At 63.0% G+C, this 13272-nt stretch carries 11 protein-coding genes; 2 read left to right on the top strand and 9 right to left on the bottom strand.

Annotated elements, in window-relative coordinates:
- Positions 1–205: 205 nt before the first annotated feature.
- Complete coding sequence (locus DNK10_RS23050) at positions 206–1483, bottom strand: uracil-xanthine permease family protein (RefSeq protein WP_131193162.1); 1278 nt, start codon at positions 1481–1483, stop codon at positions 206–208.
- A 3-nt stretch (positions 1484–1486) separates the two neighbouring features.
- A complete protein-coding gene (gene upp, locus DNK10_RS23045; protein ID WP_131179721.1) occupies positions 1487–2125 on the bottom strand; it encodes a uracil phosphoribosyltransferase in 639 nt (212 codons plus the stop codon).
- Positions 2126–2407: 282 nt separating this feature from the next.
- On the opposite strand from upp, the gene DNK10_RS23040 reads away from it, so the two are divergent.
- Positions 2408–2965 (top strand): hypoxanthine-guanine phosphoribosyltransferase, encoded by a 558-nt coding sequence (locus DNK10_RS23040; protein WP_131179722.1) that lies wholly within the window; start codon positions 2408–2410, stop codon positions 2963–2965.
- A 7-nt stretch (positions 2966–2972) separates the two neighbouring features.
- Here DNK10_RS23040 and dauA read toward each other — a convergent pair whose 3' ends face one another.
- Positions 2973–4697, bottom strand: a complete 1725-nt coding sequence (dauA, locus tag DNK10_RS23035; RefSeq protein ID WP_131193161.1) for a C4-dicarboxylic acid transporter DauA — start codon at positions 4695–4697, stop codon at positions 2973–2975.
- Positions 4698–5082: 385 nt separating this feature from the next.
- On the opposite strand from dauA, the gene DNK10_RS23030 reads away from it, so the two are divergent.
- Positions 5083–5370 (top strand): PA4642 family protein, encoded by a 288-nt coding sequence (locus DNK10_RS23030; RefSeq protein ID WP_131179725.1) that lies wholly within the window; start codon positions 5083–5085, stop codon positions 5368–5370.
- 51 nt (positions 5371–5421) lie between these two features.
- On the opposite strand, the gene DNK10_RS23025 is transcribed toward DNK10_RS23030, so the two are convergent.
- The 6 genes from DNK10_RS23025 to acs form a co-directional block, all read right to left on the bottom strand.
- Positions 5422–5721: a DUF2845 domain-containing protein gene (locus tag DNK10_RS23025; RefSeq protein ID WP_131179726.1), complete on the bottom strand. Its 300-nt coding sequence runs from the start codon at positions 5719–5721 to the stop codon at positions 5422–5424.
- A gap of 5 nt (positions 5722–5726) precedes the next feature.
- The gene (locus DNK10_RS23020; RefSeq protein ID WP_131193160.1) at positions 5727–6017 is read right to left on the bottom strand and encodes a DUF2845 domain-containing protein; all 291 of its coding nucleotides are present in this window, start codon (positions 6015–6017) and stop codon (positions 5727–5729) included.
- A 7-nt stretch (positions 6018–6024) separates the two neighbouring features.
- Entirely contained in the window at positions 6025–8967 is a 2943-nt protein-coding gene (locus tag DNK10_RS23015; RefSeq protein WP_131193159.1) for a DUF748 domain-containing protein, read from the bottom strand.
- Positions 8968–9043: 76 nt separating this feature from the next.
- A complete protein-coding gene (locus tag DNK10_RS23010) occupies positions 9044–10060 on the bottom strand; it encodes a class I SAM-dependent rRNA methyltransferase (protein WP_131193158.1) in 1017 nt (338 codons plus the stop codon).
- A 42-nt stretch (positions 10061–10102) separates the two neighbouring features.
- Complete coding sequence (locus tag DNK10_RS23005) at positions 10103–10978, bottom strand: oxygenase MpaB family protein (protein WP_131179730.1); 876 nt, start codon at positions 10976–10978, stop codon at positions 10103–10105.
- Positions 10979–11063: 85 nt separating this feature from the next.
- The gene (gene acs / locus DNK10_RS23000; RefSeq protein ID WP_131193157.1) at positions 11064–13001 is read right to left on the bottom strand and encodes an acetate--CoA ligase; all 1938 of its coding nucleotides are present in this window, start codon (positions 12999–13001) and stop codon (positions 11064–11066) included.
- Positions 13002–13272: the final 271 nt, after the last annotated feature.

Below are 13272 nucleotides of genomic sequence, written 5' to 3'. Positions count from 1 at the left end.
GCAAGCGGACGTAGGGTGGATCGGGGCGCGTAGCTGACGCTCTTTTCATCCACCATTGCGATCGCTGGGTTGGTGGACGGATGAAGCGTCGTCCACCCTACGTCATGAAACCCACCAAATCGAATGTCCGCTTCCGCCTTATTGCCGCCGATCCAAGGGATACGGATTCCTATTTGCCAAACACACGAAGATCGTGAACAGATTCTCAGATGTCCGGCGCTTCGTCTGCGTTCTTTTTCTTCCAGCCGTCGTTGCCCGGCAGGATCAGGTTCAGCGCGATGGCGACGATGGCGCACAGGGCGATGCCCTTGAGGCCGAAGTCGTCCGGGCCGTCGCCGGTGCCGATCAGTACGCCACCGATACCGAACACCAGGGTCACCGACACGATCACCAGATTGCGTGCTTCGCTGAGGTCGACGCTGTGGCGGATCATGGTGTTCATGCCCACTGCGGCGATGGAGCCGAATAGCAGGCACAGGATGCCGCCCATTACCGGTACCGGAATACCCTGCAGGATGGCGCCGAACTTGCCGATGAAGGCCAGGGTGATGGCGAAGATCGCCGCCCAGGTCATGATCTTCGGGTTGTAGGCCTTGGTCAGCATCACCGCACCGGTGACTTCCGCGTAGGTGGTGTTGGGCGGGCCGCCGAACAGACCGGCTGCCGAGGTGGCCAGGCCGTCACCGAGCAGGGTGCGGTGCAGGCCCGGCTTCTTCAGGTAGTTCTTGCCGGTGACGCTGCCCACCGCGATGACGCCGCCGATGTGCTCGATGGCCGGAGCCAGAGCCACCGGCACGATGAACAGGATCGCCTGCCAGTTGAAGGCCGGCGCGGTGAAGGCCGGCACCGCCAGCCAGGGCGCGTCGGCAACATGGCCAAGGTCGAGGGCGCCGAAGTAGATCGACAGTGCGAAGCCCACCAGAATGCCGGAGATGATCGGCACCAGACGGAAGATGCCGCGGCCGAAAACGGCGACGATCAGGGTGGTCAGCAAGGTCGGCATGGAAATCCACATCGCCGTGCTGTAGGGCAGCAGCACGCTGCCGTCACCCGCTTTGCCCATCGCCATGTTGGCGGCGATCGGCGCCATGGCCAGGCCGATGGAAATGATCACCGGGCCTATCACCACCGGCGGCAGCAGGCGGTCGATGAAACCGGTGCCCTTGATCTTCACGGCCAGGCCGAGAAAGGTATAGACGAAACCGGCAGCGACCACGCCGCCCATGGTTTCCGCCAGGCCGAACTGGCCCTTGGCGAGAATGATCGGGGTGATGAATGCGAAGCTCGAGGCCAGGAAAACCGGTACCTGGCGGCCCGTGACGATCTGGAACAGCAGGGTGCCCAGGCCGGCGGTGAACAACGCCACGTTGGGGTCGAGGCCGGTGATCAGCGGCATCAGCACCAAGGCGCCAAAGGCCACGAAGAGCATCTGCGCGCCGGACAGCACCTGACGCCACAACGGATCGTTGAATTCGTCGCGCATCAATCAGGCGTCCTTCTGCTTGGTGCCGAAGATCTTGTCGCCGGCATCACCCAGCCCGGGGATGATGTAGCCGTGTTCGTTGAGACGCTGGTCGATGGAGGCGGTGTAGATCCTCACGTCCGGATGTGCTTCGTTGACCGCCTTGATGCCCTCGGGCGCGGCGACCAGCACCATGGCGCGGATCTCCTTGCAGCCGGCCTTCTTCAGCAGGTCGATGGTGGCGACCATGGAGGCGCCGGTGGCCAGCATCGGATCGATGATCATCGCCAGGCGTTCGTTGATTTCCGGTACCAGTTTTTCCAGGTAGGTGTGCGCCTGCAGGGTTTCCTCGTTGCGGGCCACGCCGACGGCGCTGACCTTGGCACCCGGAATCAGGCTGAGCACGCCGTCGAGCATGCCGATGCCGGCGCGCAGGATCGGTACCACGGTGATCTTCTTGCCGGAGATCTTCTCGACCTGTACGGGGCCTGCCCAGCCCGCGATTTCGTAGCTTTCCAGCGGCAGATCCTTGGTCGCCTCGTAAGTGAGCAGGGCGCCCACTTCCTGGGCCAGTTCGCGGAAATTCTTGGTACTGATATCCGCGCGGCGCATGAGGCCGATCTTGTGGCGAATCAGCGGATGGCGGATCTCGAGGACTGGCATTGCGGGGTCTCCGGCAAAAGTGGGCAAAAAACACGCTAGATTAAAGCATTGCGTCGCAGTGTGGGCGCTGCGGATGTGGAACTTTTTACAATCGGCGAGCAACGGCCATGCCATTTGTCGAGCGCATTCGTGGATGCTTGCGCCACACCCGTCGGATGCGTAACGTTGCCGCCTTTTTCTGACCCGGTGATCAGCTTGTGCGCCGGAGCCATCAATACAGCGTGATCGACGCTCGGCAGAGCCAGGCTTCTGCCCGCCGTCGGCCACCAATGAGGACATGATATGCCCGCCGATCTCGCTCACATCCGTCAGATAATGGCCGAAGCCGACTGCCTGTACAGCGAAGCCGAAGTGGAAGCCGCCATCGAGCGCGTCGCCGTCGCCATCAACGCCGAACTGGCCGACCGCAACCCGGTGGTGTTCTGCGTGATGAACGGTGGGCTGATCTTTTCCGGCAAGCTGCTGACCAAGCTCGACTTCCCCCTGGAAGCCTCCTACCTGCACGCCAGCCGCTATCGCAACCAGACCAGCGGCGGCGAGCTGTTCTGGAAGGCCAAACCGGAAGTGTCGTTCATCGACCGCGATGTGCTGATCATCGACGACATCCTCGATGAAGGGCACACCCTGGGGGCGATCATCGATTTCTGCCACCACGCGGGCGCCAGCAACGTGCACACCGCCGTGCTGATCGACAAGGATCACGACCGCAAGGCCCGCCCGGATCTCAAGGCCGACTACGTGGGCCTGCCGTGCATCGACCGCTACATCTTCGGTTATGGCATGGACTACAAGGGCTACTGGCGTAATGCGCCGGGAATCTATGCGGTGAAGGGGCTCTAAGAGCCCGTCAGTTCGCGAGACCGTGATCAGGCGCTAACTGCCAGCTTTCGCAGATCGTCCGGGCGCGTGGTAGATCCCGGGCATAACTCAAGCGGCCATGAGCGTTTTGCAGACCGGCGCGGCGCAGTTTCAGGCGCAGTGAAGGCGAGGCGCCGCTGACGATCAGGGAGATATCGTGCTTGCGGTACTCCAGCACGATGCTGTGCAGCGCGGCGAGCGCCGTCATGTCGAGCATCGGCACGGCGCTGAGATCGAGAATCACCACCCGGATGTCAGGATCGAGCCGGCGCAGCGCACTCAGCGTCCGCTCTGCCGCACCAAAGAACAGCGGGCCACGAATGGCGAAGGCCAGCACGTGCTCCGGCAGGTCACTCAGGGCCTGATGGTTTTGCCGTGGCAGGCTGCGGGTATCGGTCAGTTCGCTCATGCGCTTGATGAATAGCCCTGCGGCCAGCAACAGGCCGACGCCGACGGCCAGCACCATATCGAACAGTACCGTGAGCAACAGGCAGGTCAGCAGCACCAGCACGTCGCTGCGTGGCGCGATGCGCAGGGTATGGGCCACGTGGTGGGCTTCGCTCATGTTCCACGCCACCATCAGCAACAGGGCGGCGAGCGCGGCCATCGGCAGGTAGCTGAACAGCGGGGCGAGAAACAGGATGGCGGCCAGCACCACGGCGGCGTGGATGACTGCGGCCAGCGGCGAACAGGCGCCGGCGCGCACGTTGGCGGCGCTGCGGGCGATGGCGGCGGTGGCGGTGATGCCGCCGAACAGCGGCGCGACCAGATTGCCAATGCCCTGGCCGAGCAATTCGGCGTTGGGGTCGTGCTTGCTGCCGGTCATGCTGTCGGCGACCACGGCGCAGAGTAGCGATTCGATAGCGCCGAGCATGGCGATGGCGAAGGCCGGGGCCAGCAACTGGCGGATCAATTCGAAGGACAGAACCAGTGGCTGGCCATCTGCTCCAGGCAATTGCCACGGCCAGGCGAACGTTGGCAGAAAGGGTGGAATGCCTGGGTAGCTGACGCCCTCGACGCTGTAACTGAAGCGCTCACCCAGCGTCGCCACCGGCAGTCCGCCGCGCTCCAGCAACAGGCCCAGCAGTGCGCCGATCGCCAGCGCCACCAGATGCCCCGGAATGCGCGGCACCAGGCGCGGCCAGAGCAGCAATACGGCAAGGCAGGCCAGCGCCACCAGGCTGTCGCCGAGCCGGATGCCGGGCAGTGCCTGGAACAGCAACTGCAATTGCTGCACATAGTGGCTCGGCTGCTCGGCCAGTTGCAGGCCGAACAGATCCTTGATCTGCAGCGTGGCGATGACGATACCGATACCGGCGGTGAATCCCAGCGTGACCGGGTAGGGCACGAACTCGATCAGGCGACCGGCCTTGAGCAACCCCAGCATGATCATAATCAGCCCGGCGAGCAGGGTGCACAGCAGCAGACCACCAATGCCGAATTTCTGGGTGATCGGCAGCAGAATCACCACGAAGGCGGCGGTGGGGCCGGAGATATTGAAGCGCGAGCCGCCGCACAGGGCGATCAGCGGGGCCGCCACCAGAACCGTGTAGAGACCATGCTGCGGCGCCACGCCGACGGCGATAGCCAGGGCCATGGCCAGGGGGATGGCGATGATGCCCACCGTGAGGCCGGCGGCCAGATCGCCACGCAGGCTGGCCCAGGAATAACCGCCGAGCAGGCTCTGGCGGCAAGCGGCGAACAGAGTGGGCATTGTGGTGTTTCCTAGGGGCTGTTGACGTTTCAGAGCAAGCCGCGTTGCTGCGAGAAATCTCGCCAGGCCGGGCGATCCGCTAGGCGGAGGACGCCGGTAATGGTATTCCCTTGCCAAGCCCTCCAACAATGCATGGCGAAATTTCTCGCGCAACCTGGGCGGCCCCACCCGCAGGGCGGTCATGCTGAAACGTCCACAGACCCTGAGGTTGTCACCAGTATAAGAGTGACCAGAGCGCATCGGTATTGACTTAGGTCGCGTACCGCTCAGGGTTTGCCAGTGCTAGAAAGGTTGGCTGTACCTGCGACGAGTTCCCCGCGTTGAGCGGTTGCGGCGCCGGGGTTACACTGCCGGCCCCGTGTGGTCTGGTTAGCTGGAGTGAGCGATGCGTAAAGACAAGAAGCAGGTGATTGGCGACGAAGTGAGCGACGAGCAGATCAAGCTGTTTCTCGCCGTGGAACCGGCTGATGCCACGCCGCCCTCGCTGCACAAACTGGTCAAAGCCTACCGCGGCTTGCGTGACCACGATTTCGAGCGGTTCGTCGGGTTCTTCGTCGAAGCCGGCTACGACCTCGATGCCAAGGATGCTGACGGCAATGACTTCGTCGCGTTGATCAAGGATCAGCGTCAGGCCGAGCCTTACATCCAGGCGATCAACGCCGCTCGCGGCTGATCGCTGCCGGGTGACGGCGTTCTGCCGTCGCCCGCTCTGATCGACTAGCGGCTAATTGCCGCGTTTGCTGTCGATCCTGTTCAGGCGATTGCCCTCGAAACGCAGAAAGTAGTTCATGCCGTTGCGCGGGCCGTAATTCCACTCCTCTATCTGCACTTCATGGGTGAAGCCATAGCTGTCAGTCTGTTCCTTGTAGCCGATGAACGCGCGGTTGTTCGGTTCGCCGCATTTGGACTGGACTTCGGCGGTGCTGTCGCCGGTGCTGGCTAGAGCGCTGCCGCAACGCCAGGTCGCCGCGTTGGCGGTGCTCGCCAGCAGCATGAGCAGGGTGCAGGTGATGAGTGTTTTCATGGTCGTCAGCGGCTGCGTTTGCGTTCGATGCGCGTCAGCCGATTAGCCTCGAAAGTCAGAATGGTGAACATGCCGTTGCTGGGTTCGTAGGCCCATTCCTCGATATTCGTTTCGCGTCGATAGTGGGGGCCGAGCGTATAACCGACGGGGTCACGGAAAGCCGGTTCGCCACATTTCTGCATCACCTCGAAGGTGCGATCACCGAGGTTCACCAGCTTGTTGCCGCAGCGCAGGGTATCGGCCTGGCTCAGCAATGGGCTGGTGCAGAGCACCAGCAACAGGCTCAAACGCTTCATATCCCTATCACTCGCTATCCAGATGCAAGGGCGTAGCCACGCGGCCGTCGTTCTCAGCCTCGCCTAGGCTAACGTCGAGCAAGTAGATGCGTTCGTCCGCCAACTTGCCGCTATCCACCAAGTACGCCTTGATCGCCGCGGCGCGATCCTGGGCCAGCTGGCGCTGCAGGCCACGGCTGTCGCTCCAGGACTCCAGCACGGCATCGCGCAGGTGCGCCGTGCGCTCATCGCTGTCCAGCTCGGCCCACTCGGCAGGCGGCTGTTGTTTCAGGCGGGCGCGGTAGATGCCTTCCAGCAACGGGGCTTTTTCGTCCTCCGGCACCACCAGCAAGTCGGCGTTGGCCGGCACCTGATCACCACGGCGTTGCATGATGCGGTACAGGTAGTCCTGATACTCGCGCTCCAGGCGCTGCTCGGCCAGCAATGGGCCGTCGCTGCTCTGGGCACTAAGACCCTCGATTTCCAGGCGCAGGGTCGGGCGTTCCTGCAGGGCGCTGGCGAGCATATCCAACGATTTTTGCGCCTGCTCATCCAGCTCGGCGTTGCCAGGTGCGAACACCACGGTGCTCAGATCCATGTCGGCACCACCGCTGACCAGGCCGCCGATGAACTTGAACGGTGCCTGGGCGGCACGCAGCACCAGGTTGCGCAGGGTTTGCCAGACGATTGGCATGACGCTGAACTGTGGGTTGTTGAGGTCGCCCTGCAGAGGTAGCTCCAGGGAAATCCGCCCCTGAGTATCCTTGAGCAGAGCTACGGCCAGGCGAATCGGCAGATCCACGGCGTCCGGGCTGTCGACTTTTTCGCCGAGCTGCAATTGCTCGACCAGTACCTTGTTCTGTGCGTTCAGCTTGCCGTTGTTGATGCGGTAATGCAGATCCAGGTTCAGGCGGCCCTTGCGGATGCGGTAGCCGGCGAATTTGCCGGAGTAGGGCGTCAGGGTGGTCAGCTCGACCTGTTTGAACTGGGTGGCGATGTCCAGGCTCTGCAGTGGATCGAACGGCGTCAGGCTGCCCTTGATGCTGACCGGCGCGTAACGGTCGACCTTGCCGCTGATATCCACGGGGGCTGGTTTGCTGCTGGTGCTGTCGAGGGTGCCGATACGACCATTGAGTTGCTGTATCGCGGTGGCGAAGTTGGGCCTGAGGCTGAAGTCGGCGAAGTTGGCCGAGCCATCCTTCAGGCTGACCTCGCCGATATGGATGGCCAACGGCTTTTCAGCGGCGGCTGACGATTGCGCTTGAGCGGCGTTGCCAGCGGGCTGTTTGACGATCAGCTCGTTGAGGTTGGTGCTCAGGTCTTCGTTGATGATGAAGCGCGCATAGGGCTGTTCCAGGTCGACCCGCTCGATGCCCAGACGATCGCCATGGCGGTAGTCGAGGCCGCCCAGATCCAGTTGCTTCCAGCGCAGCAAGTCACGGTTCTTGAGGGTGTCGAGGGTGTGCAGCTGGGTGATCTGTGCCTTGCCCTGTACACGCAGGGCCAGGGGCTCGGTTGCCGTGAGCTCGACACCAAGATCGCTGCTCAGCAGGCCGCTGCGCAGCTCCAGGTGCACGAAGGGGCTGATGTAGGCTTGTGCCACGCGCAGGTCGATATTGCGGGTGACCACTTTCAGGGTCGCGGTGGTCGGGCTCAGTTGCACCTGACCCTCGGCTTGCAGCTTGCCCTGTTTGCCGACACCGGTGTCGAGCTTGAGATCAAAGGGCGAGGTGCCGAGGCTATCGAAGTTCTGCACGTCGAGGTCGAGTGGGCCGAGTTCCACGGTGGTCGCCTTGCTCGGCACACGGTCGACGAGGTGGGCATGGTAGTCGCGTAACTGTACGTCCTTGACCAGAACGTGCCAGGGCTTTGCTGGCTCGCTCGGCGCGGCTTGCGAGCCGTGGTCTGCATCGTCGGCCGCCTCGGGTGTCTCGGAGGCATCCGCAGGCGCTTGCTTGGGCGCATCCTGCGGTTTGCCGGCCAGCAGCTTCTGCCAGTCGAGCTCTCCGTCGGCTTCGCGGGTGGCCCAGGCTTCCAGTTTTTGGCCGCGGATCTTGCCGATCACCACCTGTTGCCTGGCCAGATCCAGAGAGGTTTCGCTGACCTCGAGTGCATCCAGCTTGAGCAATGGCTTGCCGTCCGGCGCCTGCATGGCGAATGGCGCTACTTTGATGCGGGCGTTGTTCAGCAACAGCTCGGTGCTGTCACGCAGGCTCAAGCGGTAATCGGTCGACAGGCTCACTACACCGTTTTCGAGCACCAGCGGGACGGCGTCACGCACGTAGGGCCAGAACGCTTTCATCGGCTCGTCGGTGATCTTCAGGGTGCCACTGGAACTGATCGGGCTCAGACTCAGTTCACCGCTCCAGTCGATACGGCCGCCAGCCGGGCCGGTGGCCACCAGGGTCATGTCGGCGTTGTCGTCGGGCAGGGTGCTGAGGTTATGCAGTTCCAGGTTGAGATCGTCGTAGTGGATGTCGATCGGCTCCTGCGGGCGCAGATCCTGGAAATGCAGGTTACCGCCCAGCAGTTCGATGCGGTCGATGCGCAGGGCAAATGGCTCGCCGGGTTCTTCCGTCTGCTCCTCACTGGCCGGGAGCTTGAACAGCTGGGCCAGGTTGAGGTTGCCATCCTTGTCGAAACGCACCTCGGTGTGAGGCTTCACCAATCTCACGTCAGCCAGGTGCAGGGCACCGCTCCACAGGCTGTCCAGCTGCAGATTCACGGCCAGGTGCTCGAAGGCCACCTGCTCTTTGCCAGGCTCACCGAGGTGCAGACCCCAGAGATCCAGCTCCAGAGTGAAGGGGTTGAGTTGCAGGCGATCCAGCCGTGCAGGCTGAGTCGCATAATTTTCCAACTGCTGGTTGGCGATGCGCAGTGCAATGCCGGGCAAGATGAGAAAGCCGATCAGGCTGTACAGGCCGATGGCGATCAGTAGGGCAGTGGCGGCGCGTCGCAATCCTTTGGGCATGGTCTTGCTCATCTTCCTGGCGAGAGTGCCTTGGATTATGGCATGAGCCCTGGGTTCCGCGGGACGGTGCGAGTCTTCAAAAATGTAGAACGAGGGTTTTCAGCGGTGGGTTGCCGTCCGCGGAGGGGAAGTCCGCAGCCGGCAGCAGCTGTTCATGCGCGCGTACCGGGCGCCCCAATTTGCTGGCGCAGCGCAGCACCTGTTCGCGCCAGTCGGTCATGGCCACCTTCGCCAGGTTGTTGCAGCACACCAGGGTACCGTTATCGGCGGTAGCGAGAATCGCCGGTTTCAGCAGGCTCTGGTAATCGCGCAGCAGGTCGACGGTGCCGAAGGCGCTCTTGGCCCAGGCCGGCGGATCGAGGAACACCAGGTCGAACTGACGCTGTGCGAGGCGTGGATAACTCGGCAGCTTCTGCCCGCGTCGCTGGGCGATAGGCAGCCCGGCCCACTGACGGATCGCCGGGAAATAGTCCGACTGCACGAACTGCATGGGCAGCAGATCCGGGTTGAGCGCGCCATTTTCGCGACCGACCGCGAGGTTGCCCTCGGCGAAGTCGAGGTTGACCACTTCGTGTGCGCCACCGGCCGCCGCATTGAGGCCAACGCCGCAGGTGTAGGCGAACAGGTTGAGCACGCTTTTCCCGGCGCTGTGGCGCTGGATCCAGCCGCGGGCGTTGCGCAGGTCGAGAAACAGCAGCGGATCCTGGCCGGGATGGCGACCACGCACGCGGTAATCGAGGCCCCATTCCCGGCCAACCTGATCGGCCAGGGCCTCTTCGCTCGAGGCATACACCGGGTCGCTGCGGTCGATACGCGAGTTGCCTCTGGAGCGGTCGTTGTAGACCAGCAGCGTGTGCAGCCCGAGAACCTCGTTGACCTGTTCGTGCAGGGCGAGCAGCTCGTCATGGGTCAGCGTCTGGTGAAAACTCTGCACCATCAACTGTTGGCCGTAACGGTCGAGGGTCAGGCCGCCGGCACCTTCCTGGCTGCCGTGGAACAGGCGATAGCAATCGGTGTTCTGTGCATGCAGCTCGGCGATCAGGGCTTGGCGATTGGCAAGCGCGGCGCGCACTGCCTGGTCGAGAGACGGCATGTGCGGCGACTCGTGAATAAGGGGGCGCGCAGTTTATCACCCTCAGTAGGGCGGCAGGCCCATGCGTATCCGCGACTTATGCAGTGAGCCGCTGTGTACCGCCCAGCGTATGACCGGGGCAATGGCATGTACGCCACCGCGGGTCAGGCGGCTGCGCAGCGGCGTCATCCGTTGTTCGAGCATCGTCTGGGCCCAGTCCGGCAGCAGGTCGATGCCCGCCTGCAGGAACAACTGGCCCACGGGAACCGCAAGCCTGCTGGGGGCTGGTGCGGCAAGCAGGATGCGCAGAATCTCCCGGGAGCGCTCGTCGCACAGCAACTGCCCGCGCATCGCCGCAAGATAAGCGTCGATTTCGGCTCGGTTACGTGGCACGTCGCGTGCGCCCAGGCGTTCGGCGACCAGGGCGATTTCCCCGTAATAGCGATCCTGATCGGCCGCGCTCAGGCGTGGATCGAGATACCGCAAATGGGCCTGCAGAAAGCTGTGCACTTCGGCGACATGCACCCAGGTCAGCAGAGCCGGATCACTGGCTGCGTAGGGTCTGCCATCCGGCGCAGTGCCGGTCACCTGCAGATGGACGCGTTTGACCTTGTCGATCAGCCACTCGGCATCTTTGCTGCTGGCGAAGGTGGTGCCGGAGACGAACTGGCCAGTACGGCGCAGGCGGCCAAGCAGGTCATCGCGGAAATTGGAGTGATCCCACACCCCGGCCAGTGCCAGGGGATGTAAAGCCTGCAGCAGCAGGGCGCTGACCCCACCAATCAGCATGCTGGTGAAATCGCCATGGATACGCCAGCTCACCGAATCCGGGCCGAACAGGCCGGGATCGCCCTTGGGGTTCTCGAAATCGATCTGCCCCAGGGCGATGCCACTGAGGCTGAGCACCTGGCTTTCGATTCGGCGGCGGATGAATTCCATGGCGGGGCGGTTTTCCTGGCTAGAGCGACGCCCCATTGTAACGATCGAGGGTGGATCGGGGCGTTCCCCAATCTACCCTATGTGGCTAACCGTTCAGCCGTTCGGCGACCAGGCTGTCGACCACCGCCGGGTCGGCCAGGGTCGAGGTGTCGCCCAGGCTGTCCAGCTCGTTGCAGGCGATCTTGCGCAGGATGCGCCGCATGATCTTGCCCGAGCGGGTCTTGGGCAGGCCCGGCGCCCACTGGATCAGCTCGGGTTTGGCGAAGCTGCCGATTTCCTTGCCGACCAGGCTGAGCAACTCTTTCTTCAACTCGTCGTTTGCTTCGACACCGTTCATGGTGGTGACGAAGGCGTAGATACCCTGGCCCTTGAGGTCATGGGGATAGCCGACCACGGCCGCCTCGGCTACGGCATCGTGCAGCACCAGCGCGCTTTCCACCTCGGCGGTGCCGATGCGATGGCCGGAAACGTTGATCACATCGTCGATACGCCCGGTAATCCACCAGTAGCCATCCTCGTCGCGGCGCGCACCGTCACCGCTGAAATAGTAACCGGGGTAGGCGGTGAAATAGGTCTCGAGCATGCGCTTGTGGTCGCCGTAGACGCTGCGAATCTGACTCGGCCAGCTTGCTTTGATGGCGAGCACGCCAGCGCCGGCACCGTCGATTTCCTTGCCTTGCTCGTCCAGCAACACCGGTTGCACGCCAAAGAACGGCCGCGTCGCCGAGCCGGGCTTGAGGTCGGTGGCGCCGGGCAGTGGCGTGATCATGATGGCGCCGGTCTCGGTCTGCCACCAGGTATCGACAATGGGGCAGCGCTTTTCGCCAACCACGTTGAAATACCACTCCCAGGCTTCCGGGTTGATCGGTTCACCGACGCTTCCGAGCAGGCGCAGGCTGCTGCGCGAAGTTTTCTTCACCGGGGCTTCGCCTTCGCGCATCAGCGCGCGCAACGCTGTCGGTGCGGTGTAGAAAATGTTCACTTGATGCTTGTCGATCACCTGCCAGAATCGCGAGATATCGGGATAGTTGGGCACGCCCTCGAAGATCAGGCTGGTGGCGCCATTGGCCAGCGGGCCGTAGACGATGTAACTGTGTCCGGTAACCCAGCCGACATCGGCGGTGCACCAGTAGATGTCGCCGTCGTGGTAGTCGAACACGTACTTGTGGGTCATCGCCGCCTGCAGCAGGTAACCCGCGGTGCTGTGCAGCACGCCCTTGGGTTTGCCGGTACTGCCGGAGGTGTAGAGGATGAACAGCGGGTCTTCGGCATCCATGGGCTCGGTGGGGCATTCGGCGTCCACCTGCTGCACGGCTTCGTGGTACCAGAGGTCGCGTTCCGGCACCCAGTCGACGCTGTTCCTGGTGCGCTCGACCACCAGTACGGTGGAGACGTTGGGGCAGCTTTTCAGGGCCTTGTCGACATTGCTCTTGAGCGGGATGAGCTTGCCGCCGCGTACCGCTTCATCGGCGGTGATCACGGTGCGGCAATCGGCATCGAGAATCCGATCACGCATGGCATCCGGCGAGAAGCCGCCGAATACCACCGAGTGCACGGCGCCGATGCGGGTGCAGGCGAGCATCGCGTAGGCCGCCTCCGGGATCATTGGCATGTAGATACACACGCGGTCGCCTTTCTTCACACCGCGGCGTTTGAGCACGTTGGCCAGGCGGCAGACCTGCTCGTGCAGTTGCCTGTAGGTGATGCTGGCCGAATCTTTTGGATCGTCGCCTTCCCAGATCAGCGCCACCTGATCGCCACGTTTGGCCAGGTGACGGTCGATGCAGTTATGGCTGATGTTCAACTGGCCACCGGAGAACCAGCGAATGTCGCCCTTGCTCAGGCTGCCGCTGGAAACTTCGTCCCAGGGTTTGAACCAGTCGAGAAAGGCTTTGGCCTGTTCGCCCCAGAATGTCTGGGGATCGTCGACCGACTGGCGGTAGAGGCGCTGATAAGCGGCTTCATCGAGGTGGGCACGCTGGCGTACTTCGTCGCTGACGGGGTGGCGGCTGATCGTGAACATGGTGGGTTACCCTTGTTGTTATATGTCCGCAATAGACACTAGGGTCTGTTGACGTTTCAGCGCAAGCCGCGTTGCCGCGAGAAATCTCGCCAGGCGAGGCGGAGGACGCAGGGAATGGCGTTCCCTTTTCAAGTCCTCCAACGACGCATGGCGAGATTTCCCGCGCAACCCGCAGGGCCGGGCCCGTTTTGCCGCGATGCTGCGTTTCTCGCCGGCTCATTTAGCCAGCTAAACTTCGCGGCTCGTGCCTTGCCTCGCGGCAAAATGGGCT

The sequence above is a fragment of the Phytopseudomonas daroniae genome, assembly GCF_004327275.1.
GTDB classification, from domain to species: Bacteria; Pseudomonadota; Gammaproteobacteria; order Pseudomonadales; family Pseudomonadaceae; genus Aquipseudomonas; species Aquipseudomonas daroniae.
Note: the sequence above shows the minus strand (reverse complement) of the source record. Positions and strands in the feature narration are given on the sequence as shown.